At 32.7% G+C, this 24,810-nt stretch carries 27 protein-coding genes and 5 pseudogenes; 7 read left to right on the top strand and 25 right to left on the bottom strand.

Annotation, left to right across the window (positions count from 1 at the left end):
• Nucleotide 1: 1 nt before the first annotated feature.
• The 3 genes from THYS13_RS02525 to surE form a co-directional block, all read right to left on the bottom strand.
• Complete coding sequence (locus THYS13_RS02525; RefSeq protein ID WP_042833009.1) at nucleotides 2-1,129, bottom strand: 2-oxoacid:acceptor oxidoreductase subunit alpha; 1,128 nt, start codon at nucleotides 1,127-1,129, stop codon at nucleotides 2-4.
• Nucleotides 1,126-1,323, bottom strand: a complete 198-nt coding sequence (locus THYS13_RS02520) for an ATP-binding protein (RefSeq protein ID WP_042833925.1) — start codon at nucleotides 1,321-1,323, stop codon at nucleotides 1,126-1,128. Before THYS13_RS02520 ends, THYS13_RS02525 begins: the two co-directional genes overlap by 4 nt.
• Nucleotides 1,324-1,458: 135 nt before the next feature.
• Nucleotides 1,459-2,217, bottom strand: a complete 759-nt coding sequence (surE, locus tag THYS13_RS02515) for a 5'/3'-nucleotidase SurE (RefSeq protein WP_042833007.1) — start codon at nucleotides 2,215-2,217, stop codon at nucleotides 1,459-1,461.
• 79 nt (nucleotides 2,218-2,296) lie between these two features.
• Between surE and THYS13_RS02510 the strand changes: the two genes are divergently transcribed.
• A complete protein-coding gene (locus THYS13_RS02510; protein WP_042833006.1) occupies nucleotides 2,297-2,935 on the top strand; it encodes a hypothetical protein in 639 nt (212 codons plus the stop codon).
• A 330-nt stretch (nucleotides 2,936-3,265) separates the two neighbouring features.
• On the opposite strand, the gene safA is transcribed toward THYS13_RS02510, so the two are convergent.
• From safA to spoIIAA, 22 genes are all read right to left on the bottom strand, one after another.
• Nucleotides 3,266-3,865, bottom strand: coding sequence for a SafA/ExsA family spore coat assembly protein (safA, locus tag THYS13_RS02505; RefSeq protein ID WP_042833005.1), 600 nt, complete (start codon nucleotides 3,863-3,865; stop codon nucleotides 3,266-3,268).
• Between the two features lie 111 nt (nucleotides 3,866-3,976).
• A complete protein-coding gene (locus tag THYS13_RS02500) occupies nucleotides 3,977-5,374 on the bottom strand; it encodes an oxaloacetate decarboxylase subunit alpha (RefSeq protein WP_042833004.1) in 1,398 nt (465 codons plus the stop codon).
• Nucleotides 5,375-5,452: 78 nt separating this feature from the next.
• Complete coding sequence (gene speB / locus THYS13_RS02495; RefSeq protein WP_042833003.1) at nucleotides 5,453-6,319, bottom strand: agmatinase; 867 nt, start codon at nucleotides 6,317-6,319, stop codon at nucleotides 5,453-5,455.
• Nucleotide 6,320: 1 nt separating this feature from the next.
• Nucleotides 6,321-7,154, bottom strand: coding sequence for a polyamine aminopropyltransferase (gene speE, locus THYS13_RS02490; RefSeq protein WP_042833002.1), 834 nt, complete (start codon nucleotides 7,152-7,154; stop codon nucleotides 6,321-6,323).
• Nucleotides 7,155-7,199: 45 nt separating this feature from the next.
• Nucleotides 7,200-7,577 (bottom strand): GNAT family N-acetyltransferase, encoded by a 378-nt coding sequence (locus THYS13_RS02485; RefSeq protein WP_042833001.1) that lies wholly within the window; start codon nucleotides 7,575-7,577, stop codon nucleotides 7,200-7,202.
• Nucleotides 7,578-7,580: 3 nt separating this feature from the next.
• Nucleotides 7,581-8,291 carry a pseudouridine synthase gene (locus THYS13_RS02480; protein ID WP_042833000.1) on the bottom strand — a complete coding sequence of 237 codons (711 nt, stop codon included), beginning with the start codon at nucleotides 8,289-8,291 and terminating at the stop codon, nucleotides 7,581-7,583.
• A gap of 21 nt (nucleotides 8,292-8,312) precedes the next feature.
• Nucleotides 8,313-9,596 (bottom strand): FAD-dependent oxidoreductase, encoded by a 1,284-nt coding sequence (locus tag THYS13_RS02475; protein ID WP_042832998.1) that lies wholly within the window; start codon nucleotides 9,594-9,596, stop codon nucleotides 8,313-8,315.
• Nucleotides 9,589-10,560 (bottom strand): sulfide/dihydroorotate dehydrogenase-like FAD/NAD-binding protein, encoded by a 972-nt coding sequence (locus tag THYS13_RS02470; protein WP_042832997.1) that lies wholly within the window; start codon nucleotides 10,558-10,560, stop codon nucleotides 9,589-9,591. Before THYS13_RS02470 ends, THYS13_RS02475 begins: the two co-directional genes overlap by 8 nt.
• A gap of 85 nt (nucleotides 10,561-10,645) precedes the next feature.
• Nucleotides 10,646-11,785, bottom strand: a complete 1,140-nt coding sequence (locus THYS13_RS02465; RefSeq protein ID WP_042832996.1) for a D-alanyl-D-alanine carboxypeptidase family protein — start codon at nucleotides 11,783-11,785, stop codon at nucleotides 10,646-10,648.
• Between the two features lie 43 nt (nucleotides 11,786-11,828).
• Nucleotides 11,829-12,275, bottom strand: coding sequence for a GerW family sporulation protein (gene ytfJ / locus THYS13_RS02460; RefSeq protein WP_042832995.1), 447 nt, complete (start codon nucleotides 12,273-12,275; stop codon nucleotides 11,829-11,831).
• Nucleotides 12,276-12,281: 6 nt separating this feature from the next.
• Nucleotides 12,282-12,890: a DUF2953 domain-containing protein gene (locus THYS13_RS02455; RefSeq protein ID WP_042832994.1), complete on the bottom strand. Its 609-nt coding sequence runs from the start codon at nucleotides 12,888-12,890 to the stop codon at nucleotides 12,282-12,284.
• A gap of 254 nt (nucleotides 12,891-13,144) precedes the next feature.
• Nucleotides 13,145-13,651 carry an SMC-Scp complex subunit ScpB gene (scpB, locus tag THYS13_RS02450; RefSeq protein WP_042832993.1) on the bottom strand — a complete coding sequence of 169 codons (507 nt, stop codon included), beginning with the start codon at nucleotides 13,649-13,651 and terminating at the stop codon, nucleotides 13,145-13,147.
• Entirely contained in the window at nucleotides 13,641-14,372 is a 732-nt protein-coding gene (locus THYS13_RS02445; RefSeq protein ID WP_042832992.1) for a ScpA family protein, read from the bottom strand. Before THYS13_RS02445 ends, scpB begins: the two co-directional genes overlap by 11 nt.
• A 2-nt stretch (nucleotides 14,373-14,374) precedes the next feature.
• Complete coding sequence (locus THYS13_RS02440; protein WP_052210500.1) at nucleotides 14,375-14,932, bottom strand: site-2 protease family protein; 558 nt, start codon at nucleotides 14,930-14,932, stop codon at nucleotides 14,375-14,377.
• 44 nt (nucleotides 14,933-14,976) lie between these two features.
• Complete coding sequence (locus tag THYS13_RS02435) at nucleotides 14,977-16,143, bottom strand: CCA tRNA nucleotidyltransferase (RefSeq protein WP_042832990.1); 1,167 nt, start codon at nucleotides 16,141-16,143, stop codon at nucleotides 14,977-14,979.
• A gap of 98 nt (nucleotides 16,144-16,241) precedes the next feature.
• Nucleotides 16,242-16,598, bottom strand: coding sequence for a stage V sporulation protein AE (gene spoVAE, locus THYS13_RS02430; protein WP_042832989.1), 357 nt, complete (start codon nucleotides 16,596-16,598; stop codon nucleotides 16,242-16,244).
• A 10-nt stretch (nucleotides 16,599-16,608) separates the two neighbouring features.
• Nucleotides 16,609-17,622, bottom strand: a complete 1,014-nt coding sequence (gene spoVAD / locus THYS13_RS02425) for a stage V sporulation protein AD (RefSeq protein ID WP_042832988.1) — start codon at nucleotides 17,620-17,622, stop codon at nucleotides 16,609-16,611.
• A 15-nt stretch (nucleotides 17,623-17,637) separates the two neighbouring features.
• Nucleotides 17,638-18,084: a stage V sporulation protein AC gene (gene spoVAC / locus THYS13_RS02420; RefSeq protein WP_003867999.1), complete on the bottom strand. Its 447-nt coding sequence runs from the start codon at nucleotides 18,082-18,084 to the stop codon at nucleotides 17,638-17,640.
• 52 nt (nucleotides 18,085-18,136) lie between these two features.
• Nucleotides 18,137-18,496, bottom strand: coding sequence for a dodecin family protein (locus tag THYS13_RS14365; protein ID WP_201035645.1), 360 nt, complete (start codon nucleotides 18,494-18,496; stop codon nucleotides 18,137-18,139).
• A gap of 61 nt (nucleotides 18,497-18,557) precedes the next feature.
• Nucleotides 18,558-19,298, bottom strand: coding sequence for an RNA polymerase sporulation sigma factor SigF (sigF, locus tag THYS13_RS02410; protein ID WP_042832987.1), 741 nt, complete (start codon nucleotides 19,296-19,298; stop codon nucleotides 18,558-18,560).
• A gap of 9 nt (nucleotides 19,299-19,307) precedes the next feature.
• Nucleotides 19,308-19,739, bottom strand: coding sequence for an anti-sigma F factor (gene spoIIAB / locus THYS13_RS02405; RefSeq protein ID WP_042832986.1), 432 nt, complete (start codon nucleotides 19,737-19,739; stop codon nucleotides 19,308-19,310).
• Between the two features lie 13 nt (nucleotides 19,740-19,752).
• Nucleotides 19,753-20,088: an anti-sigma F factor antagonist gene (gene spoIIAA, locus THYS13_RS02400; RefSeq protein ID WP_042832985.1), complete on the bottom strand. Its 336-nt coding sequence runs from the start codon at nucleotides 20,086-20,088 to the stop codon at nucleotides 19,753-19,755.
• Between the two features lie 254 nt (nucleotides 20,089-20,342).
• On the opposite strand from spoIIAA, the pseudogene THYS13_RS02395 reads away from it, so the two are divergent.
• The 6 genes and pseudogenes from THYS13_RS02395 to THYS13_RS14880 all read left to right on the top strand — a co-directional run.
• Nucleotides 20,343-20,678 (top strand): annotated as a pseudogene (locus tag THYS13_RS02395) (DUF6431 domain-containing protein); the annotation flags it as partial.
• A 100-nt stretch (nucleotides 20,679-20,778) separates the two neighbouring features.
• Nucleotides 20,779-21,973 (top strand): annotated as a pseudogene (gene istA, locus THYS13_RS02390) (IS21 family transposase).
• 8 nt (nucleotides 21,974-21,981) lie between these two features.
• Nucleotides 21,982-22,746 (top strand): annotated as a pseudogene (istB, locus tag THYS13_RS02385) (IS21-like element helper ATPase IstB); the annotation flags it as partial.
• 60 nt (nucleotides 22,747-22,806) lie between these two features.
• Nucleotides 22,807-23,053 (top strand): annotated as a pseudogene (locus tag THYS13_RS14540) (hypothetical protein); the annotation flags it as partial.
• 136 nt (nucleotides 23,054-23,189) lie between these two features.
• Nucleotides 23,190-24,515, top strand: a complete 1,326-nt coding sequence (locus tag THYS13_RS02380; protein WP_042832984.1) for an IS481 family transposase — start codon at nucleotides 23,190-23,192, stop codon at nucleotides 24,513-24,515.
• Nucleotides 24,516-24,532: 17 nt separating this feature from the next.
• Nucleotides 24,533-24,736: pseudogene (locus THYS13_RS14880) on the top strand (AAA family ATPase); the annotation flags it as partial.
• Nucleotides 24,737-24,810 lie beyond the last annotated feature (74 nt).

The raw sequence follows: 24,810 nt of genomic DNA, 5'->3' as shown, positions 1-24,810 counted from the left end.
TTTAAAAACTCTCCTTTATCTTCTCTACAATATCAAAAGGAGTAAAAAACTCTCCATTGAATTTGTTAATTTTCCCTACATAGGTATTCCCTTTGATAATTCTATCTACTTCATAGTAAAGTTGCCCTGTATTCATTTCAACTACAAACACTTTCTTAAATCTAGGATATATTTCCCTCAATTTTTCATCAGGGAAAGGCCATATGGTTATAGGTCTAAAAAGTCCAACTTTTATTCCTTCTTTTTTTAGTTCTTCAATTGCCGATTCACAAGCTCTAGCAGAAGAACCAAAGGAGATAAGAAGTATATCTCCACCTTCAGTATCTTTTTCTTCAAACATCAGTATGTCTTTTTTATTGTTTTCAATTTTTCCCATCAATCTTTTTATCAATTTTTCTGTTACTTTAGGGTCATTTGTAGGTAATCCTTTTTCATTGTGGGCAAGTCCTGTTACATGAAATCTAAAACCTTTACCAAAGGGTGCTAAAGGTGCAACTCCATTTTCTATATACTGGTAAGGTAAGTAGTTCTCTTTGTCTTCAGGCATGGGTCGTTCAAAAATTTCTACATCTTTATATTCATCCAAATTAACTGCTTCTCTTAGATGACTTATAACTTCATCCATAAGTAAAATTACAGGTGTCCTGTATTTTTCAGAAAGATTAAAAGCTTGAATAGTAATATAGTAAGCTTCCTTTACAGAAGATGGTGATAAAACGATTATAGGATGGTCTCCATGAGTTCCCCATCTGGATTGCATTACATCTCCTTGTGCAGGGGAAGTAGGCATTCCTGTGCTCGGACCCATTCGTTGAACATCTACTATAACACATGGAATTTCTGCCATAGCAGCGAAGCCTATGTTTTCTTGTTTTAAAGAAAACCCAGGACCCGATGTAGCAGTCATTGCTTTTAATCCAGCAAGGGATGCACCTATTACTGCCGCCATACTGGCAATCTCATCTTCCATTTGAATGAATTTGCCTCCCACAAAGGGAAGTTTTTCTGCACAAAGCTCAGCAATCTCTGTAGAAGGAGTTATGGGGTATCCTGCGTAAAATTTTAGTCCAGCATCTATAGCTCCTGCCACTACCGCTTCATTTCCTTGCATCAATACCGTAGGCATTATTCTTTCACCTCTAAATATATGGCAAAATCAGGACACCGGAGCTCGCAAAGGCCGCATTTAGTGCATTTATCCGCATCTATTAGTCTAACTTTACCATTTTTTAGTTCCAATATTTTAACAGGACAAAATTCTACACAAATGCCGCAGCCTTTGCACCATTCTTCTATTATCACGAGTTCTTTATTTTTTACCAATTTATCACCCTCATTAAATTTTGTTTGCAATATATAATATTCTATACAAAAATAAAAAATCCTCCATAAAATGAATAATAAATTTCATGAATATTTTTGATACAATTCTTGCATCACATAGAATATTAGAAATATTTATTCTATTTTTATATCCCAGGAGTTTAAAATATTTATCATATTATACTCTGTTAAATCAAAATGAATTGGAGTAATAGAAATATAACCTTCTTTCACAGAAACAATGTCTGTCCTTTCATCCTTTTCTATTTCCGAAATTTTCCCTGCCATCCAATAGTACTCTTTCCCTCTTGGGTCATAATTTTTTTGAAAAGTCTCAATATAGATTCTCTTGCCGAGTATTGTAGCTTTTACGCCCTTTATTCCCTTCTTAAAATCGGGTATATTTACATTCAATAATGTGTTTTTAGGTAATCCTTTTTCTAAAACTTTTTCTATTAAATTCTCCAAAAATTTATATATACGCCTATCTTCAATATCAGCGGTTTCTGCAAGAGAAACTGCAATAGCAGGAATGCCGTAAATTGCAGCTTCTATAGCCGCAGAAACAGTACCAGAATAAAGTATATCTGTCCCTAAATTTAAACCTTCATTAATCCCAGAAATTATAATATCGGGTTTTTCTTTTAGCACCACTTCAATTCCTAATTTGACACAATCGGAGGGCGTACCATTTACCGCATATATTTTCAAACTATCCTCTTCCTTCACTTTTTTAAGCCTTAAAGGTTTATGTAAAGTTATAGCATGGCTTATAGCACTTCTTTCTTTTTCAGGAGCTACTACCGTTACCTTATACTTATCTTTGAGATATTCTGCTAATTTTAGCATCCCTAATCCTTGTACTCCATCGTCATTAGTAAGAATTATTTTCATTTTCTACCTCCTCTAATTAATAACCGTATAATTACTTTGATTTTATTACAAAATTTATATATAGGCAAGGAGTGATACAGTGATACAAATAGACGACGCGGGAAGTGGAAGTTTAGTAGGTGGAACGTGTATTGGGGCTATGAGAGTAGAAACCGGAGAATTTTTCTGTGATATAATTCCCATAGAATATTATAACGAAGATAACTTTAAAAATAAATTGTATTTACAAAAAGCCTGTGAAATCGGGAAAAAACTTTTAGAAAAGCTTAAAGTAAGCAAAACTGAAAAAATACAAATTTGTAGAGGTTACATGTTTGATTCATTGAGAAAGTGGTTAGAACAAGAAGAATATAATTGGGAAAGTACACAAATATCGAGTCCTCTTCAGGAGATAATAGAAAATTCTTTTGAAAATTACGCTTTATCCTTAGGATTGCCAGAAAAGTTTTTGAGGTACACAAAATATCCTTTTCATTTTCACCGATTACTAAGATGGGTATATGCTGATTATGAAAACAGAATCAAATTATGCAAAACTGGGTGGAATAGCTGGAAAAAATACGGAAAATTAGAGGTGGAAATAAGCTACACTTATTTGCAAGAAAACAAAAATTACCTATGCTTAAAATGTGGGAAAAATATTCAACCAGGGATTGTAAAAGTTATAAAATATACAAGCAATTATCCTAATATTATATATCTTCACATTAATTGTTAAGGCACCTTAAAAGGTGCCTTCAGACTGTAGACAAACTTTCGTAAAGGAGATATTTTGTATAAGGAGTGACTTGTGACAAAGCGGCAACAAAACTTAGCAAGACCGAGGGTGTAGGCAGGGGCCGAAGCCATGTATGGCGGAGGCGGGCACCTTAAGGCAAGGAGGCCGATTGTGCCCGGTACCCTGCCGGAGCGCGAAGGTCGAGCTTTAGTTTTGTCGCTTTGGAACATCGGAGCGACGATGCAAAATATCTCCTTTGAATATTTTCAAACTTTGTCAACAAACTGTAATTGTTAAGGCACCTTAAAAGGTACCTTAACAATTAAATATTTAGGCAGAAGGTATACATATTTGTTGTCCTGGGTATATCAAATTAGGATCTGGTATTTGTGGATTTGCTCTTATTAATGCATCAAGACTTACGCCAAACATATTAGCTATTGACCACATACTGTCTCCCGGTTTTACTGTGTATATTGTTTTACAGGTCTCTGGAGCCGTTGGTGGACAATAGAAAGGTATGCAAATTTGTTGCCCTGGATATATCAAATTAGGATCCGATATCTGAGGATTAGCTCTTATTAAGCAGTCAAGACTTATTCCAAACATATTCGCTATTGACCACATACTGTCTCCCGGTTTTACTGTGTATATTGTTTTGCAGGTTTCTGGAGATACTGGTGGACAATAGAAAGGTATGCAAATTTGTTGCCCTGGATATATCAAATTAGGATCCGATATCTGAGGATTAGCTCTTATTAAGCAGTCAAGACTTATTCCAAACATATTCGCTATAGACCACATAGTATCTCCTGGCTGCACTGTATAAAAAGTCTTACAATGTCCCGGATGAGGATGATGTGGATAATAGGGATGATGGTAAGGATACTTAGGATAGTTTGGATTGTAATAGGATCCATCTATTGTCATCTTATTTCCCTCCTTTTAAACTTAAACTTTCTACTACATGTTATGAAGGATAAGAATATATGTTACAGGAGGGATTTTTAAATATAAAAAACAGGGAAGACTATTTCCCTGTCAGACTGGATATGTCATATATTCCATATTAAGAAGAGTTGCATCTATTTGATATTTTTTTGCTCTTCTGTATTCAAAAAATTTCTTTGCTACTTGTGGGAAAAGAGCATAAGATAAAACATCTTCTTCTTGTTCATAATACTCTTTAATCTCTTCTTTAATCGCTTCAAATTGCGGTTTTAAAAGATCTGCTGGTCTAACGTCTATTGCCTCTTCATCTCCTATTATTTTCTTCTTTATTTCTTCTGAAATTGGTGCTGGTGGTCTACCATACAGTCCTTTCACATAATCTTTTACTTCTTTTGGTACCATTTTATACCTTTCTCCAGTTATTACATTCAAGACGGCTTGAGTCCCTACCATCTGACTCATAGGAGTAACAAGAGGTGGGTATCCTAATTCTTCTCTGACTTTAGGAATTTCTTTTAAAACCTCCGGGTACTTATCTAAAGCATTTTGTTGTTTCAATTGGGAAATCAAATTTGATAGCATTCCTCCTGGAACTTGATAAATTAATACATCTGTATCTACTCCCATAACCATAGATAAATCTATTTCTTTATTGTGATTTTGTTTTACTTCTTTAAAGTATGAAGCAATCTCTGATAATAACTCCATATCCAAACCAGTATCGTATTGAGTGCCTTTTAAAGCTGCCACCATTGTTTCCGTAGCAGGTTGAGAAGTTCCTAATGCCAAAGGTGAAATAGCAGTGTCTATTATATCTACTCCTGCTTCTATTGCTTTTAAATAGGTCATAGAAGCCATTCCACTCGTATAATGGCTGTGCAACTGTATAGGAATATTTACTGTATCTTTAAGGCTTTTTACTAACTCATAAGCAATATAAGGAGTTAATATTCCTGACATATCCTTTATGCATATAGAATCTACTCCTAATTCTGTCAGCTCTTTTGCTACTTTAATATAATGGTCAATGTTGTGAACAGGACTTATAGTATAAACAAGGGTACCTTGAGCGTGAGCTCCTGCTTTTTTAGTAGCTTTTATAGCAACTTCAAGATTTCGCACATCATTTAAAGCATCAAAAATTCTTATTATATCTATTCCATTGTAAACAGCCTTCTCAATAAATCTTTCTACTATATCATCAGGATAATGCCTATATCCTAATAGATTTTGTCCTCTCAAAAGCATTTGAAGAGGCGTATTTTTTATTCTTTTCTTTAATCTTCTTAATCTTTCCCAAGGGTCTTCGTCAAGAAATCTCATACAAGCATCAAAGGTAGCTCCTCCCCACGCTTCAATAGAATAATATCCTACTGCATCCAATTTTTCTGCAATTGGGAGCATTTCTTCCGTCGACATTCGAGTAGCCAAGAGTGACTGATGAGCATCTCTTAATACAGTTTCTGTAATTTTAATTTTATTGCTCATATTAATACCTCCTCATAATATATTATACTATTTTTTCAAAAGAAACAAAATAAAAAAAGAGCCAAAAGGCTCAAAATTTTAGAAGAAGGAAAGGATAGATTCCCTTATAAGTTTAGCTGCTAAAATAGAGGTTATACCAGCTATATCGTGAGAAGGCGAGACTTCCACCAAATCCATCCCAACTACATTTAAATCTTTTAAAATATGAATAGCCTCTAATGCCTCTTTTGTAGTTATTCCCCCTGGTTCTGGTGTACCAGTGCCTGGTGCAAAAGCAGGGTCTACAACATCTATATCCCAGCTAATATAAATTGGATAATCTTTTATATCATCAATTACACCTTTCAAAGGCTCAACTACTTCGTACAAAAACATATGGGTATTTTTTTCTGCAAACTCAAATTCTTCTTTTTCACCTGACCTTATCCCAAAATTATACATTTTAATACCATTAGCAATATCCCATACTTTTCTCATCACTGTAGCGTGAGAATATGCCTCACCAAAAAATTCTTCTCTTAAATCAGTATGGGCATCAAAATGAAGGATTACAAGGTTATCCCCATATTTTTTTAAGTACTCTTTTAAAATTCCATAAGTCACTAAATGTTCTCCACCCAAGAACAATCCTTTTTTTCTACTTTTCAAAATGTCTTCTGTAGCTTTTGAGATTAAATCTAAACTCTTTTCCACATTCCCATAAGGAAGTACTAAATCTCCTAAATCATAAAATTTCTTATCTTCCAGCCTCCTATCTAAATACACACTATAACATTCTAAACCGTAAGAGGCTTGCCTTATGGCAGCAGGTCCAAAGCGGCTTCCTGCTTTGAAACTCACTGTGTAATCCATAGGCAAACCTACTATAACTACCTTTGCCTTTTCATAATCTTCAGTAGCCCCTAAAAACTTTCCCGGATCAACAAAGTATTTTCCTTCTATCATATTACACCTCATCAAAAATATCCTTCACAAATTTGGGCAATACAAAGGCCGCTTTGTGAATTTCAGGTGTATAGTATTTAGTATCTATTCTTGGAATAGAATTTATGTCCACTTCTTCAGGGTCATATTTTTTTGAACCCATGGTAAAAGTCCACAAACTTCCTGGATAAGTCGGTATTGTTGCTATATATGCTTTTGTAATAGGATATATTTCTTTGAACATTTTGCTGAGTTTGTTTATCAATTTTCCATAAATAAAAGGTGATTCTGTCTGAGCCACAATAATACCGTCTTCTTTCAAGCATTCATATACGGCTTTATAAAAATCAGAAGTAAAAAGCCCTACAGCTGGCCCAAGTGGGTCAGTAGAATCCACTATTACCACATCAAATTCATTTTTGTGTTCATTAACATATTTAATTCCATCTCCAATCATTATTTCTACTCTTGGGTCATCTAATGCCTGACTTATTGTAGGAAGATATTTTTTAGAATTTCTCACTACTGCCTCGTCAATTTCTGCCAAAACTACTCTTTCTACAGAAGGGTGCTTTAAAACCTCTCTTACTGAGCCTCCATCTCCCCCTCCAACAACTAATACGCTTTTTGGATTTTTATGAGTAAAAAGAGGTACATGTACTAACATCTCATGATATATAAATTCATCTTTTTCAGTGGTTTGAAGTATGCCATCTAAAGTTAATACTTTTCCAAATTGATATGTATCGAGTATTGCTAAGTGCTGATAAGGAGTTTTTTCTACCACCAATGTTTCCTTAACTTTCAAAGAAAATCTCAAATTTTCATCCTGATTTTCTGTAAACCATAATTCCATTGAAAACACCTCCAAGATTTTTAATAATATATTAAAAAAAATATCTCACTCTCTAAAAAACTCTTTTAATTTAACTATCTGAAAATCGCCTTTTTCTTTAAAACCTAATTTACAAAAAAAATCTCTATAAAAAGGTATATTGACACAAGCATTTTCTAACCCCATATCTAGTGCATGATTAAGTACTACTCTTACCATTAAATTTTCAAACCCTTTATCCCTGTGGGAAGGCAAAATTGCCAGATTAGTTATTATGGCATTATTATTTTCTACTTTCATAGAAATAAAACCAAAAGGTCTGTCTTCTCTTGCAATCATGAAAATTTCTTCTAAAAAATCTAAAGTTTTATTTAAATTACACTTATTAGCAATTCTTTTGATAGTTTCAAAATCCTCCGCTTTGGCAAACTTAACTGAAAACATACTTCACCTCAAACTTTTTAAATAATCTATTTCTTTTTGTATCAAATACCTCCACTCTCCTGGTTTTAACCCTTCTAAAGATAACTCACCAATTTTAGATCTTGTAAGAGAAATAACAGGATGTCCAATAGCCTCACACATTCTTCTAACTTGTCTATTTTTCCCTTCATGAATTTTTATTTCTACAACACTTGTCCCATTTTTAACTGCTAAAATCTCTATTTCTGCTTTGGAAGTCAAATAATCTCCTATCAAAAGTCCATTTCTAAACCTTTCCAACTCTTCTTGTGTTGGAATCCCTTTGATTTTTGCAATATACGTCTTCATAATTTCATGTCGAGGATGCATTAAGATATTGGCTATCTCCCCATCGTTTGTGAGTAATAAAAGCCCTGATGTATCATAATCTAAGCGGCCAACAGGATATATTCTCTCCTTAACTTTAACTAAGTCCATCACTGTAGACCTGCCAAACTGGTCTTTTACAGAAGTAATATATCCTGTTGGCTTATTTAACATAATATAAACTTTTTTCTCTTCTCTTCTCACAATTTTATCATCAAATTCAATTATGTCAACATCAGGATTAATTTTTACTCCCAACTCTTTTACTACTTTTCCATTTACTTTTACACGGCCTTGTAAAATATACTCTTCGCACTTTCTTCGTGAGGCTATTCCACATTCTGCTAAGTATTTTTGCAACCTTTCCATTTGTGTTCACCCATTTTTTGTTTATACAAGTTTTTCGTCATAAATTTTTAATAAATTATTTCTCATGACCCTTTCTTTTATCAAGTTGGTATCAGTAATATAAAGACCTAATTGTTTCATCCTTTCAAAATATTCTGCCCCTGCAAAAGTATACCTCTTTTTCAAACCTTCTTTCGTCTTTATGCTTTCATTTGCATATGCTATCAAATCACCAGAAGCTAAATTCCTTGGTAACTCCAAAAGAGGCATGCCAAGAGCTAATCTTACACTGTTATGTCCAGCAAGACATCCTGTCACCATTGCCTCAGTATGCCCAGTAAACAAGCCAGACTTTTCCCCTGCACATAATAAATTCTCTAAACCTATAACTTTCATTGTATTATCTCGCGGTGCCATTGACAAATATCTTACAGAATTAGCTTTTCCTCCAGAATAGGGGTCATCATAACGTGCTCTTTCTAAGCCAGGAATTTTTCTAAGTTTTTCTAATGGATAAAAAGGAGTCATGAGTTTTACATAACCAGTATCTAATAGTATAACATTTTCTGCGTATTCTGGCAATGCATATTGTTGACACACTTTCAAATTCAATTTTTCCATGTTAATATCTTCTTTAGGCACAGGCAATACTACTACTCCATCTCTTTCCAACTTTTCTCTTATCTCTTTGCTTAAAGATTCTTTATTTAATTTACATGAACCACTAAAGGCACCATAAACTTCATCTGCCCTCATTCCTAAAAGGTCTTCTACACCTGCTCTATAACTTATGCTAATTCGAGGGCCAAAAGAAGGGCACCTTAAAATACACATAGCACATCCGTTTCCATATCTTAGGCAGTTACCCATTGGTCCCGTTGAACCAGTAGTCTCTATAAAAACATCTCCATACTCTATAGTATCATCTGCTAAAACTATTCCTTTTATTCTTTTGCTGTTTTCCATTACCACATCTGTAGCCCTCGCCATCAATTTAATAGTAACACCTTTTTCAAGTAACATCTCTCTAATCATTGGTTCTACCATTGTCACATCATACAGATTTGCATGAGCATGACCAGGGAAGTTTACATTTACATGTCTTGCTGCCGTGTCTGTTATTTCAATAAGTTCATTTCCTCCTAAATATATAAGTTCTTCTGCAGCAGTATATCTGCCGTTATTTCTCATTATACCTCCTACAAGTCCGCATCCCAAAAGCATATCAGTCTTTTCTAAAAGCACTACTTCTGCTCCTGCTTTTCGAGCTGTTAAAGCAGCTGCACAACCGGCCCAACCTCCACCTATTACAACAACCTTAACCATGTAACATCTTCCTTTCTAAAGCTTTTCTAATATCCACTTGAACCTTACAGGTTCTTATTTTTTGGTCTCCTATCTGAACTTCACAACTACCGCAAATTCCTTCACCACAACATATAGTATTATTGTTCGAAACTGCCAAATAAGCTTCTTGATTATATAAGTCCAAATAATTTAAAATATTCACATGCTGTTCATCAGAACCTCCACTGTAGACAACCGTTATTTCTTTGTCTTTAATTAACTCTTTTAAAATTCTTTGTCCTTCCTCACTTAAAAGGTCTGTTTCAATTGTCGTTATATTAAACTCTTTCAAATAGTCATTTATAAAATTCACTCCTACTTTTCCCTTGTCTACAATAGTTATAACTTTGTTTTTGTTGTTTAGTAGTTTTAAAATAACAATTACCCCCGGAGCTTGTGCAATTCCTCTCAAAACAACTAAAGCCTTAGAATTGTGAGTTCCTTTAATATACCTATGGCCTAAAAGTCCATTCCAATAAGGCCCTCTTAAATAGACCTCTTCTCCTTCCTCAGCTTTTTGAATTAATTTTGTCTTTGGACCGCTTACTTGTATAGCTATCTTGATTATTCCCTCAAGCTCATCTGCATACATTACTGACATTGGAGTATCAAAAAAAGGTGGACTTGAAACTCCTCTTAAAAAAACAAAAGAACCTGGTTCATTCAAGTCTCGTGCCATCTTATTTGGTACTTTAAGAGTCAAAATTATAATTTCTTCATTAATTTCTTCCATTTTTAACACCTTAGAAAAAATCGTGCTGCGGGTAGCTTTAGTTTTGTATCCTGCCCAAACAAATTCCTGGAAAATACAAACCCCTCGCCAATTACAATCGCAAAAATTTTTTCCTTGAAGTTGTGAACATACTATACACTCATTTAATTCAGCCAAATAACAAGGGCAATAATCGGTACCTGCATCAATGCATTCTAATCTATTTGCCAATTTATCTCACCTCCGGTTTTACACTAATAAAATATTCTTCAAACTTAAAAACTATTACAAAACAAATAACCCTCTTGAGTCATATTCAAGAGGGATTTAGTACCTTTAACCAATTTTTTATTATCTTTTGAAAATTGTAACCAAAATCTTCTTGTTCTATCTTCTTTAAGGCTACACAATTTACATCACAAACTTTTTCTTCTCCTATTTTTACTGTCACATAGCCTATTTTTTCACCCTTTTCAACAGGAGCTTTGACACTTTCGGGGAAATGAAATTCTAAATTCACATTCTGCTTCTCCTCTTCTAATGCTGGAATAACACATTCTTTCTCACTTACAACTGATACAGTATTTTCTTTTCCACCTTCTACTTTTACCTTCTTAATTAACTTCCCTTTTTCTAAAACTTTATAGAGTTTGTAGTTTGAAAAAGCATAGTCTAATATTTTCATGGAATCTTCCCACATAGGAGGACTATTTAAAACAACTGCAATAAATCTCCTTCCCTCTCTTGTAGCAGAAGATACAAGACACCTACCTGCTTTATTAGTAAATCCAGTTTTTACCCCATCAGCTCCTTCGTATATCCATAAGAGCTTATTTTTGTTCCTCAAATATCTATCCCATTCTTTCCCTTCCCAAGGAATTGTCTTTTCTTTTGTTGATACAATCTCTGCAAACTTAGGATATCTAAAAGCATATCTTGTTATTAAAGCTAAATCATAAGCAGTAGTATAATGGTCATCAATACCAATATCTAAACCAGAAGGTGTTACAAAATGGGTGTTATATGCCCCTATTTCTTTTGCTTTTTGGTTCATAATTTCGACAAAACTTTCTACACTACCAGCTATATGTTCCGCAATAGCTGTGGCAGCATCGTTCCCTGAGTTTAGCATGAGTCCATAAAGCAAGCTTTCCATATCAATTTTTTCTCCTGGCGAAAGCCAAATAGACGACCCCCCAACACTTGCAGCCCTTCTACTGACAGTTACAATATCATTTAAATTACCTTTCTCTAATGCCACCAATAAAGTCATTATTTTTGTAGTACTTGCCATTGGCAGCTTTTCATGAGAATTTTTTTCATATAACACTCTCCCTGTCTCTTGGTCCATTACAATTGCTGCTTTAGCAGAAATAGAAGGATAGCTCTCAGCATACACTTTTACAGAAGACATAAAATACAACAGAATAAATATATAAAGCACAAATTTTTTCATTTTATGCCTCCTTTATATACAAAAAAGTGGGATTCCCCACTTTTTAAATATCAGCATTGTTATTCATTGTTGGATTTTGTACCTTTTTTGTCGACTTACCTTTATTGAACAAGTTTTGTATTTCTTCTATCAATTTAGGCGTCAAATCTATTATTCTCTCTAGCATAGCACTTTGAGTAACTGGCAAGAGTCTGATTTGCCCTTGTCCAACCACCATAAAGGCAACAGGTTGTACAGAAACCCCTGCACCACTGCCACCTGCAAAGGGCATACTTTGAGATGAATCTTGTTCTGTACCTTTTTTATCATTTTTTGGCAAGTTAATTTCACCGCCTCCAGCAGCAAAGCCAAATGTCACACGAGAGATAGGGATTATTATAGTTCCATCAGGAGTTTCTACAGCATCTCCTACTATTGTATTAACATCTATCATGTCTTTTAAGCTTTCCATGGTCGTTTTCATCAATGCATCGATTGGGTGGTCACTCATTTATTTTCACCTCCCCTTTAAATTACCCAAAAACTTTATTCCATTAATAATAATATTACCACAGCTTATTTTAAATATGCAAATTAAATTTCCTTCTAACTTATTTTGACCATAGTAAGGTGTGATATAAACCTCCGGTGCATTAGTAAAAGTAGCATTATTATATATCAGCATAAGAGCTGTATATATTATTCCCCATAAAGAGCCGTTCAAGATAGCGGTCCAAGCTGCATCTTCTAAACCAATTTTTAAATTTAAATAAAATTTATAAACAATAGTATCTTTTAACACATCTTTTAAAAATTCTACAATCCTAAAAAAATCTTTATATCCTACATCTAAAGTCGAAAATTTTTTCTCTTTTTTAGTTCTCTCTAATTTTTTTGTTCCTGTACTTTTAAGTATCTGAATGCCAAAAATTTTAAAATACAATTCCTCTTTTTCAGGCTCTTTCTGTAATTTAAAGGTTAAAAAATTTACAATAAATATATTAGCTGCTATTTCCAGGGAAATATTTTTCTCCTCTTTATTCGCTTTTATTTTAATTTTAAGAGGCAAAAAATACAGTAAAATTAAAAAAATAAGGGTTATAAAAACAACAAACAAATATTTCATCCTTTCACACCTCATATTACGCTGTTTATAAACCTTTTTAGTAAAGATTTAGGTCTTTATTATAGTTTTGGTAAAAAGATTGATACTTATTAAAAACTGCCTATATTGTATTTTTATCCATATAAAGGAAATATAGTATCTTGATATATGATAACCTCTTTTTGAAAAAATAGCAAGTACAATTGTAGAAAACTTCTATGTAAAATTATAGCAGGTTAACTCTTTATAAAAGAGCACCTGCTTTTTTACCTCTTTTAAGGTGTAATTTCGATTTGCGGTAATTCTTTTAAAGATTTAATTCCAAAATACTTTAAAAAGTCTTCTGTAGTAGTGTACAGTATTGGCCTACCAGCAGATAAAGCTCTTCCGCTTTCTTTGATCAAATTATACTCCAGTAAAGTATTCATAGCTTTATCGCTTTTTACACCCCTTATTCTTTCAATTTCTGCCCTTGTAATAGGTTGATTATAAGCTATTATAGCCAAAACCTCTAATGCTGCTTGAGAAAGTCCTTGTTTTATTTCTAATCCCAAAGCTTGTCTAACTATTTCTCCATAATTATCATTTGTACACATTTGAACTTTATCTTCAAAAAATATAATATCTAAACCACGATTTTCCATGTTGTAATATTCTTTTAATTTGTTTACAACATCTACTATTTCCTCTTTAGAAAGTCCTACTACTTCTGATAAGGTTTTTAATTTTACTGGTCCCCCTGCTGCGAACAATATAGCTTCTATTTTTCCTTCATAACTCATTTTTTTCTCCTCTCCTAAAGGATTTAATAAGTATATCCCCATAAGTAGTCTTTTGTTCCGCTATAATTCTATTTAATCTCACTAACTCTAAAACAGCGATAAAAGAAACAATTATTTCTCCTTTTGCTCGACTTTTCTTAATAAGTTCACTAAACCAAAGGAAAGGCTTTTTTACTAATTTCACTAATAACTCTTTAATCTTATTCTCTACAGTATATTCATCTTTTTTTATTTCTATTTCATCTTCTCTGGCATTATTTTTTGAAATAACCTTAAGATACGCTTTATATATATCTTCACTAGAGTAGTTTAAAGCAATTTTTTTATCTATATATTTTACTTCGGGTTCTTCTCTAAAAAAACGAGAACCAATTTTGCACATTTCTTTAAAAGTCTGGGCAATAATTTTATATTTCTTGTACTCAATCAATTTAGTTACCAATTCTTCTCTTGGGTCTACTTCTTCTATTTCCAATTGTTGTCCCTCAAACTGCTGCTTAGGAAGTAACATTTTAGATTTAATTTCTAATAAAGTAGCTGCCATTACAATAAATTCTGATGCTACATTTAAATCCATTTCCTGCAAAGTTTTAATATATTCCATATATTGATCTAAAATAACTGAAATCGGAATATCCATCAAATCAATTTCATTTTTTTCTATAAGGTGAAAAAGTAAATCAAAAGGTCCTTCAAACATTTCTAATTTTACGTTGTACATCTTCACACCCCAAAAGGCTTTAAAATAAGAGTTATAAAAGAGTCCAAAGCATTCATAATAGGCCACATGATTTGTCCTATAACCCCAGTGAAAACAAGAATGATCAAAATAACCTGTCCATACATTTCATATTGGGAAATTATATAAGCTTCTCTTGTGGGTAACAAACTCCACAGTACTTTTGATCCATCCAAAGGCGGTACCGGTATTATATTGAAAACAGCAAAAACTAGATTGTAAATGTACAATAGATATAAAATTGGATACAGTATAGGAACATCTTTAAATACCGCCATCAATATTCGAGAAACGATAGCCAACAAGACGTTGGAAAGAGGGCCTGCTAAGGATACAAGCAATACACCTTTTTTCCTATCTCTAAAATATAAAGGATTAATAGGAACAGGTTTCGCCCACCCAAACCTTAAAAGCCAAAGCATTAAAAGACCAAGGGGGTCAATATGAGCCAATGGATTTAATGTAAGCCTACCACTTTGCCTTGGAGTAGGGTCTCCCAACTTATCTGCCACATAACCATGACTAAATTCGTGGAAACTCATCGCAATAAGAAGCGCAGGTATTCTATACAAAAAATCTATCAAATTTATTCTCCTTTCTGTAATTTTTTTATCAGTTTTTTTAAAAATGCAATTTCTTCATCTTTTGTAGCAATAATTCCATTCATTTTTGCTTCAAACACTTTGTCCATTAATTCTCCATATAAAGGACTTGGAGGAAGCCCTAAATTTTCTATGTCTTTTCCTGTTACAGTCAATTTTCCCTTTATAATTTTTTCGGCTTTTTCTCCTTCCATTACTTCAATAGCTTTTAAAACTTCTTCTTTTGTTTCTTCTATAGTTTCTCTTGTCTTTCTGATATTTTTATTTTGACAATTGAGTTGCTCTCTTAAAAAAACCAGGTCTTTTAAAGCCTTAAGATAAATTTTATTTATTCGTAACCGCTTTTCAATTTCATTAATATCTTTTTCTTTTAAGTAGTAAAAAAGCACTAAAAATTTGTATAATTCAACTTCTAAATTTACATCTACTGTATCGAGATTTTGAGTATTAAGTGTAATTCCATCAAAAATAACTTTATCAATACCGTAAGAAATAAGTTTTTCAACCATTTCTTTGACTTTACTTTCTTTCAAAATTAAAAAGATCTCATTTCTTATTCTATCAGCAGACAAAAGTCTAATATTTTCTATTGATTCCTTCATCAAATTGTGTGTCTTTTCTTCAATCTCAAAAGAATATCTGACAGAATACCTGATGGCTCTAAATATTCGCGTAGGGTCATCAATAAAACTTTTGGGATGAAGAACTCTAATTAAACCCTTTTTTAAGTCCTCTAATCCATTAAAATAATCCAAAATCTTACCTTCTATTACATCATAAGCCAAAGTGTTAATAGTAAAATCTCTTCTTGCCATATCATCGTATATATTTGAAAATTCGATTGTTGGCAGTGCAGCAGGACGTTCATAATACTCTTTCCGAGCAGATATAACATCAATAAAAATACCGTCATAGCTTAAGGTAGCAGTCCTAAAAGCTTCATACACTACAATATCACCTTTTAAATAAGAAAGCAATGTATAGGCAAACTTAATACCGTCTCCTTCCACTACTACATCGATATCAAGGTTTTTAACCCCTAATAAAAAGTCTCTTACAACTCCACCTACAATATAAGATTTAACTTTTGTTTTTAAAGAAATTTCTTTCAGCAGTTTAATTAAATCTATTCCATTAACCTCTATACGCAAAAAATCACCCTTTTACCAACAAAATAATTCCTTGCTTTATATTATACCATAGGATAATATAAAAAAATAAATATAGGTTAAAGTTCATTAACCTATACTTATTTCTTAGTCCTTGGATTAAAGATTAAAGAAAAAATGTATCCAAAAAATATTGCTGCAGAAATTCCTCCAGCAGTAGCTGTCAATCCTCCTGTAAAAATTCCAATTAATCCATCTTTATCAACAGCTTTTATTACACCTTGGGCAAGAGAATTTCCAAAGCCTAAAAGAGGTATTGTAGCTCCTGCACCACCTATATCTATCAATTTTTTATAAACTCCAAGACCCCCAAGTATTGCTCCTAATGTCACATAAGTTACTAATATTCTTGCAGGAGTCAATTTAGTCTTATCAATCAAAATTTGTGCAATAGCACAAATCAAACCTCCCATTAAAAACGCTTTTATATAATCCATATTGACCTCCTTATAATGTCGTCGATATTGTAATAGCATGTGCAATTCCAGGAATAGATTCCCCTTGCTGGCTACTGGTAGGAGATAAAAGAGCTCCCGTCGCCATAAATAAAACTTTTTTATAAACTCCATTTCGGATTTGAGATAAAAGCCATCCATTCAAAACCACTGCAGAACAAGCCGCACCGCTGCCACCAGAGTGAACGTCTTGTGATTCATCAAAAATTTCTATTCCACAATCTTTATATTTACTCTCTATATCATAGCCCTCTTTATATAATAACTCTAAAAGTATGTCTCTCCCTACTCTTCCCATGTCTCCCGTCATAATAAGGTCATAGTCTTCTATTGTAAAACCTGCATCTTTAAAATGAGTGATAATTGTATCTGCTGCAGCAGGTGCCATTGCCGCTCCCATGTTATTGGCATCCTTCATCCCCAAATCTACAACTTTGCCAGTAGTAGCATGGGTAATATAAGGGCCTTCTCCTGTGGAGGCTAAAATTGTAGCTCCTGCACCTGTCACCGTCCACTGTGAAGTAAAAGGCCTTTGAATGCCTTGTTCTAAAGGATATCTAAACTGTCTTTCTGCAGTAGAAAAATGGCTGGAAGTTGCCGCTATTATATAGTCAGCATAGCCTCCATCAATAAGCATAGCCCCTAAAATCAATCCCTCTGTCATAGTAGAACAAGCACCATACAATCCGAAATGTGGCACATTCAGTTGTCGCGCAGCAAAATTTGCACTTATAATTTGATTTAGCAAATCACCACCTAATAGGTAATCAATGTCTGAAATCTTGAGATTGGCCTTTTTTAATGCTAAATTTACAGCATCTTGAAACATTTTTGACTCTGCTTTTTCCCAACTTTTTTCTCCATATGTATCGTCTACTAAAATCATATCAAAATAATCTCTTAAAGGTCCTTCTCCTTCTTTAGGTCCTACAATAGTGCCTCCAGCTATTATAGAAGGAGGATTTTTAAACTTAACTGTTTGTGCGCCTAATTTTTTTTCTGCCATATCTAACTTCCCCTTTTACTTCAAAAAATAATATATTAAGCCTATAATAATTGAAGTACTGACACCATATACAATAACAGGTCCTGCAATTGTAAACATCTTTGCTGCCGCTCCAAAAACAAAACCTTCCCTTTTAAACTCCATTGCCGGTGACACAATAGAATTTGCAAAACCTGTTATTGGCACTATAGAACCTGCCCCTGCAAACTTCCCTATATCGTCATAAACTCCAATTCCAGTTAAAAAAGCTCCAAGAAATACCATAGTAATTGATACAAGAGTATTGGCATCTTGCATAGAATAACCTCTTGATAGGTAAAAATTTAAAAAGAACTGCCCTATGTCGCTTATCAATCCTCCTACTACAAAAGCCATTACTACGTTTTTAAGCAAAGCAGGTTTAGGCTCATATTTCTGTGCTATATTTTTATATTCTTGCTCTTTTTTTACATCTCTTTCCATTAATTTCACCCTTTCGTATGAGAAGAGCACCATAGACGGTGCTCATTTATTTTCAATCTAATTCTTTATCTGCTCTATAAGCTATTTGTATATTAGCTTTATATTCTACTATTTTGCCATTTTTTACATTAGCTGTTTGGTTAACAACTTCAATTCCTGATATATTGTCAATAGACTTAGCTGCTTCTTCTACAGCTTTGTGTATTGCATCTTCCCAGCTCACTGTTGAATCTCCTACTACATTTAAAACTTTAACAACTGCCATACTTTTCCCTCCTCCCTTATATACCAAATCAGCACTGTCAGGTATTTTTTTATTGGTTTTGTGCATATAAAAATAGCTAACAACAAAAATTAGCAATATTGCCACGATTATAATTAACATCTTTTTCATTTTTATTTCACCAGCCATTATTAGTATGTGAAAATAAGCAAAATTAATTCAAAAAAAGTGTAGTATTTACGTTAAAATACTACACTTCTTCCAATTCTTTTCTTAGTTTTTGTAAAACTTTTTTCTCAAGTCTTGATACTTGCACTTGTGAAATTCCTAAAATGTTTGCCACTTCCATTTGGGTCATATCCTTGAAATATCTCAAAAATATTATCTGTTTTTCTCTTGGTTTAAGTTTATTTATAACCATCTGTAAAGCTAATTTATCGTCTATATCAACTTCTTTTTCATCTTCACTCACAATTTCAATTAAAAGTCTGTCATCTTCGTCATGAGTTATATTGTCATATAATGACTCAGCAGTAGCAGCCGATTCAAAAGCCATAGCAATTTCTTCAGGACTTACATTTAATCTTTCAGCAATTTCATTAATAGTTGGTTCTCTATTTAATTCATTGCTTAAAATCTCTTTAACATAAAAAGCTTTTGTAGAAAGCTCCTTTAGAGAACGACTCACTTTTATTAATCCATCATCTCTTATAAATCTCTTAATTTCTCCCATTATTATAGGTACTGCATAGGTTGACAATTTTACATTGTAAGACTCATCAAATTTTTGAATCGCCTTTACAAAACCTATACAACCTATTTGATATAAATCCTCCAATTCATACCCTCTATTAGAAAACTTTTTAACAATACTCCAAATAAGGCCACTATTTCCTAAAATTAATTTTTCCAAGCTTTCTTTATCATTTTTTTGTGCCGCTCTTATCAATTCCAAATTCTCATCACTTTTTTCAAAATTCCCTTCTTTCATAAGGTCACCTCATTTATCAGACCTTATATACTTTATCATTCGGACAAGAGTTCCCTTACCTGGAGTTGATTCAACTTCCAATTCATCCATAAAGGTCTGCATGACAGTAAAACCCATTCCTGCTCGCTCTTCTTCTAAGCGAGTAGTAAAAAGAGGTTGCATAGCCTTTTCAATATCGTCAATCCCTTTTCCCTCATCTATAACTTCAATTGTTATTTTGTTACCTGAAATAAAAGCTTTAATGGTAATGATGCCGATTTTATTCTCATATCCGTGAATTATGCAGTTAGTAACTGCTTCTGAAACAGCAGTTTTTATATCTGCGATTTCTTCAATTGTCGGATCTAGTTGAGCAGCAAAAGCTGCAACAACAGTCCTTGCAAAAGACTCATTTTGCGACTTACTTAAAAATTTTAACTCCATCATGTTTGTGTATTCCATGATAATCCCCCTTCTATATTTCGTTTAAGGCTTCTTCAATGTCATTATAACATTTAATTATACGCAACAATCCAGAAACTTCAATAATTTTATGTAATTGTTTATTGGCATTTACTATAGCTACCTTGCCATTATTCTCTTTAATTTTTTTATATCTTCCTATTATAACGCCAATTCCTGAACTATCCATAAAATTTACATTTTTAAAATCAAAAATTAAATTTTTACACAACTTTTTTTCATACTCTTCATCAATAACACTTTTTATACTCTCCGCCACATGATGATCTAACTCACCTTCAATTTTGGCTATCAAAGCATCCCCTTTTTTTGCAAATTTTACTCTCACACTATCAACCTCCCCCTATTATATTCGATATAAATTTTAAAAATCCTCCTTTTTTGTGATATTTTTCTAAAAAATATCGAGTAGGAGCTGAATAATTATTTTATTCAGCGTCCTTGTCATTTCTCAAATTAATTTAGCCCAAAACCGATAAAATTTTTCAGATTAAATAATCTTGTGATAAAATTAATGCTAAAGGAATTTAAAAAAATTTTTTCAGATTCCTTTAGCATTAATTTTAATTGGAGAGGTTACTTATGCAAATAATTTTCCATGTTGATAACATTGAAGAATATTTACATAAAGGTAAAGATTACAATTTTCCTGACCCACCAGATAGATGTCCTTATCCCGATTGCAAGTGTAGAATAAAACTAAAAAAGCACGGGTTTTATTACCGTTACTATTTAGATGGACCTAACTGTATAAAAATAGCCATAAGAAGATATATATGTCCTGTGTGTAAAAGAACTCTTTCCTACCTTCCTGATTTCTGTCTTCCCCATTTTCAGTATTCTTTCAATATGATTGTAAAGTCTTTAAAAGAGACACTTACAAGAGAAAAAACTCTCAGTTCTTTCATAAGTGGGTTAATGTAAATGATAAAATAAGAATGTACGAAAAGTGGAAAATAAAAATGTACAAATTTGTATATAAATTTGGTATCCTTCTGTTTGTAGGAGGGATACAAAAATGAAAAATCTATTAGGTCAAATTAGTATATTTAAGGCTATGGAAATAAAACCTAATTTTTCAGAATTAGCAAGAGAATATGGAGTAGATAGAAGAACTGTTAAAAGGTATTATGAGGGATATGAAGGCAAGCCAAAAACAAGAAATAAACAAAGTAAATTAGATAAATACTATGATGAAATAAAAGCAAAGCTTGAAATAAAGGGGGTTACGGTAAAGGGAGTATATGAATACTTTGTTTCTAAAAATTATGATATTGGGACATATTCTAATTTCAACAAATATGTAAAGAGAAAGGGACTGAAACCTACTAAAAAAGCAAGTGGTCATCCAAGATTTGATGGGAAAACAGGCCCAGGTAGATTGGAAGGAAGACATAAAATTAGTTTCGAGATATGGAGAAGAATTTGTTGTTAATGTATTTAACTATAAACTTGGATATTCAAGATATTGCTACTTTGAATATAGGAAAGCAAAAACTCAACAAGATGTAATTGAATGCTTGATAAACGCATTTAAAGCTACAGGAGGTGTTCCGGAGGAAATACTTTTTGACAATATGAAAACAGTAGTTGATATAACAAACGAGGGGAGGAAGATAAATAATAAAATAAAAGCATTTGCAAATGATTTTGGCTTTAAGATACGCTTATGTAAACCAAGACACTCATATACAAAAGGAAAGGTGGAATCATCTAACAAATTTATTGACTGGTTACTGCCATACAATGGTGAATTTGAAAATGAAGAAGATTTAATAAAGATAATTGATGAAATAAACAAAAAAGTTAATCAATCTATAAATCAGTCAACAGGGATACAACCTATAATATTATTCCAAAAAGAAAAGGAGTATCTATCTCCGCTACCAAGTAATGATATCATAGAAAGTTATATGAACTTCGAACAAAAAGCAACTGTCCATAAAGATTCTACGATATATTACAAAGGTAGTAGATACTCAGTCCCTCCAAAATATATAAATAAAACTGTAACTCTTAAAACAGTAGAAAATGAGTTACATGTATATTTTAACACAGATTTGATATCTGTCCATATATTAAGTGATAAAAAGATAAATTATCATGAATCTCATTATAGAGAATTAATGGAAAATCTTATCAAAAATAGAGAGGATATTGAACAAATATGCACAAATAATCTTAACGAATTGGATAAATTATTGCATAGGTAGGTGAGGGTGTAAGTAACTATACTAAGCTATTAAACAATTTAGAAGAGCTTGGATTAAATAACATAAAAAATAATATAGATATGTACTTAAAACTGATTAAATCAGGAGAAAAAAGTGTTATAGATGCTCTATATGAACTAAGCAATTTAGAAATAAAATCAAAACAAGAAAAAGCAATACTTGCATGTGTTAAAGTAGCAAACTTCCCTTTTTTAAAAGAACTTGATGATTTTGATTTTGAATTTCAACCAAGCATAAACAAACAAGAAATTCTTGATTTAAAAAGCTTAAGATTTGTAGAAAATAACGAAAATATATTGTTTGTAGGAACTCCCGGGGTAGGCAAGACACATCTTGCCACCTCCATAGGGATAGAATGTGCTAAGCACAGATATTCTACCTATTTCATTCATTTTCAAGAATTAATGTCTCAATTAAAAAAGGCATTAGCAGAAAACCGTTTAGAGATCCGATTAAAACATTTTTCAAAGTATAAAGTGTTAATAATAGACGAAGTAGGGTATTTACCAATAGACACAGATGCTTCAAATATATTTTTTCAGCTAATATCTAAAAGGTATGAAAAGCATAGTACTATTATTACAACTAATATGCCCTTTTCTAATTGGGCAGAAGTATTTGGATCAGCAACATTAGCCAATGCAATATTGGATAGATTACTTCATCATTCGCATGTTATATCAATAAAAGGGCCTTCATATAGATTAAAGTCAAAAGTTGAATATTTTAACAGTTCTTCGAATGCATCTTAGTACATTTTTTGTACAAAATTATATTCCACTTTTTGTACAAAAATATATTGACTTTTACAGTTAAAAAGAAACTTCCCTACCATACTATTTTCAAGACAGCATATATATTTTTACACCAAAAGGATAATGAATAATTTAAGTTTTATCATATACGGATTAAGGCAAATAAACCCTTACATAAAGTTATCTGAGACTGACTCACAAAGAGAGAGGGCCAGAGAGATTTTGGACATTAAAGCTTGTACCACTCTTCTCCCAACGGTTTTATGCTCATTGCCAAAAATCATTTCTGGCCTCTCTCACATAATTTTAGCATTAAACCCGAAAGATTTAAATAAAAATTTTGATTTTTTCTTAGCAACATAACTTTTTCCTTTAATGTCCCCCAGGTATGAGCTAAAATTACGATTAAGAAATCAAAAAAGTGAAGGGGGAACATATAAATGCTTGATGAAAAAGCGAGAGAAGCTATAGCATTAAAGAGATTTTCACTGATAAGTCCGGTGCTAAACGGACAGGTAAAAAATCAGAAAGAATATTTTGATGCTCTTTCCGATAAACCTATTGAGATGCCTTATCTTGGAATGAGAAGATATACTCCCAAGACACTTAGAGGGTGGCTATATCAGTATTTAAGAGGCGGTATAGAAGCGTTAAAGCCGGGTTATCGAAGCGACAGAGGCAAATACAGAAAGATAGACTTTGAACTTTCAGAGAAAATAAAGCAAAAGAAGCTTGAACATCCTGAAATGCCAAACAAACTTCTTTATGAGACATTGATAGGAGAGGGAATAATATCACCGGATAAAGTATCCCTTTCGACATTCTATAGGTTTTTGAAAAACATTCCTGTAAAATCTTTAGATAAAGAAAAAGAGGGTAAAACAAAGAGGTTTTCCCATGAATACATCAATGAACTGTGGCAAACTGATGTCATGTATGGGCCATATATTAAAGAAGGTAAAACAAAAAGGCAAACGTACCTTATTGCATATATAGATGATGCTTCCAGGCTGTGTACCTATGCTCGCTTTTACTATACCCAGAATTTTTTAGCTTTAAGAGACTCATTTAAAGAAGCAGTGCTAAGAAGGGGAATACCCAAAATGCTCTACACTGATAATGGAAAGATATATAGAAGCAGTCAATTTGAATATATATGTGCCTCACTAGGTACATCTCTTATTCATGCTGAGCCCTTTTCACCTCATTCAAAAGGGAAAGTAGAAAGATTCTTTCATACGGTGAGAATGAGATTTTTAAGCACAATAGATCCTACATCCATAAAGAGTATAGATGAGCTTAATATGATGTTTTTTAAATGGTTGGAGGAGGATTACAACCGAAAAGAACACAGCAGTATTGGCATGAGTCCTTTAGATTTTTTCATGTCTCAAATATCAAGGGTAAATATGTGTGGTGACATAGATATGTTGAATGAATGTTTTCTCATAAGAGTAAATCGTAAAGTAAACAAAGATGCTACACTTAAAGTGGAAAATATACTTTATGAAACAGAAGAAAAGTTTAAAGGTATGCGCTTAGAAGTCAGATATGATCCGCAGTGGCTTAAGGATAATACACCCCTTTTACTTTTTCATGAAGGCAAAAAAGTAGGGGAAGCGTATAAGGTAAATTTTCATGATAATGCTAAAATTCCTGTAGAATATATCGAAGACAGAAAGGTTGTAAGCGAAAATGAAGATACTGTGGATTTTGCGGCAAAACCTAATTCCCCAGTAATATCCTTTAATGATATCATTGATTAAAAAAAGAGGTGTTTACAATGTTTACCCAATATTTTGGAATGAAATTTAATCCATTTTCTAAAGAGATAAGTGTAAACGACCTTTACATAAGTGAAGACATTGCTGAATTAAATGCCAGGCTAAAATATTTACAAGAAACAAGGGGTATAGGACTTGTCGTTGGGGAGGCCGGTTCAGGCAAATCTACCGCATTAAGAAGATATGCTGAAAGCCTCAATCGTTGTTAGTGGTAAAATAAAATTACCCGAAAAAGGGAAAGATTTTTCCCCAGTAAGATTGAGAAAATACCCTCTGT

Origin of the sequence: Thermoanaerobacter sp. YS13 (genome assembly GCF_000806225.2) — a bacterium.
Taxonomy (GTDB): domain Bacteria; phylum Bacillota; class Thermoanaerobacteria; order Thermoanaerobacterales; family Thermoanaerobacteraceae; genus Thermoanaerobacter; species Thermoanaerobacter uzonensis.
Note: the sequence above shows the minus strand (reverse complement) of the source record. Positions and strands in the feature narration are given on the sequence as shown.

Coding starts and splice junctions, on each gene's coding strand:
- THYS13_RS02440 (WP_052210500.1), bottom strand. CDS start 14,932: ATGAGTTTCCACGAATTTAGTCATGGTTATGTGGCAGATAAGTTGGGA.
- THYS13_RS02465 (WP_042832996.1), bottom strand. CDS start 11,785: ATGAAAAAATTTGTGCTTTATATATTTATTCTGTTGTATTTTATGTCT.
- THYS13_RS14365 (WP_201035645.1), bottom strand. CDS start 18,496: ATGGCTGGTGAAATAAAAATGAAAAAGATGTTAATTATAATCGTGGCA.
- THYS13_RS02455 (WP_042832994.1), bottom strand. CDS start 12,890: ATGAAATATTTGTTTGTTGTTTTTATAACCCTTATTTTTTTAATTTTA.
- speB (WP_042833003.1), bottom strand. CDS start 6,319: ATGATAGAAGGAAAATACTTTGTTGATCCGGGAAAGTTTTTAGGGGCT.
- spoIIAB (WP_042832986.1), bottom strand. CDS start 19,739: ATGGAATACACAAACATGATGGAGTTAAAATTTTTAAGTAAGTCGCAA.
- safA (WP_042833005.1), bottom strand. CDS start 3,865: ATGACAATAGATGGATCCTATTACAATCCAAACTATCCTAAGTATCCT.
- spoVAE (WP_042832989.1), bottom strand. CDS start 16,598: ATGGATTATATAAAAGCGTTTTTAATGGGAGGTTTGATTTGTGCTATT.
- scpB (WP_042832993.1), bottom strand. CDS start 13,651: ATGAGTTATGAAGGAAAAATAGAAGCTATATTGTTCGCAGCAGGGGGA.
- THYS13_RS02380 (WP_042832984.1), top strand. CDS start 23,190: ATGCTTGATGAAAAAGCGAGAGAAGCTATAGCATTAAAGAGATTTTCA.
- THYS13_RS02475 (WP_042832998.1), bottom strand. CDS start 9,596: ATGGTTAAGGTTGTTGTAATAGGTGGAGGTTGGGCCGGTTGTGCAGCT.
- surE (WP_042833007.1), bottom strand. CDS start 2,217: ATGAAAATAATTCTTACTAATGACGATGGAGTACAAGGATTAGGGATG.
- THYS13_RS02500 (WP_042833004.1), bottom strand. CDS start 5,374: ATGAGCAATAAAATTAAAATTACAGAAACTGTATTAAGAGATGCTCAT.
- sigF (WP_042832987.1), bottom strand. CDS start 19,298: ATGAAAGAAGGGAATTTTGAAAAAAGTGATGAGAATTTGGAATTGATA.
- ytfJ (WP_042832995.1), bottom strand. CDS start 12,275: ATGAGTGACCACCCAATCGATGCATTGATGAAAACGACCATGGAAAGC.
- speE (WP_042833002.1), bottom strand. CDS start 7,154: ATGGAATTATGGTTTACAGAAAATCAGGATGAAAATTTGAGATTTTCT.
- THYS13_RS02445 (WP_042832992.1), bottom strand. CDS start 14,372: ATGTACAACGTAAAATTAGAAATGTTTGAAGGACCTTTTGATTTACTT.
- spoVAD (WP_042832988.1), bottom strand. CDS start 17,622: ATGGCAGAAAAAAAATTAGGCGCACAAACAGTTAAGTTTAAAAATCCT.
- spoVAC (WP_003867999.1), bottom strand. CDS start 18,084: ATGGAAAGAGATGTAAAAAAAGAGCAAGAATATAAAAATATAGCACAG.
- THYS13_RS02485 (WP_042833001.1), bottom strand. CDS start 7,577: ATGTTTTCAGTTAAGTTTGCCAAAGCGGAGGATTTTGAAACTATCAAA.
- THYS13_RS02480 (WP_042833000.1), bottom strand. CDS start 8,291: ATGGAAAGGTTGCAAAAATACTTAGCAGAATGTGGAATAGCCTCACGA.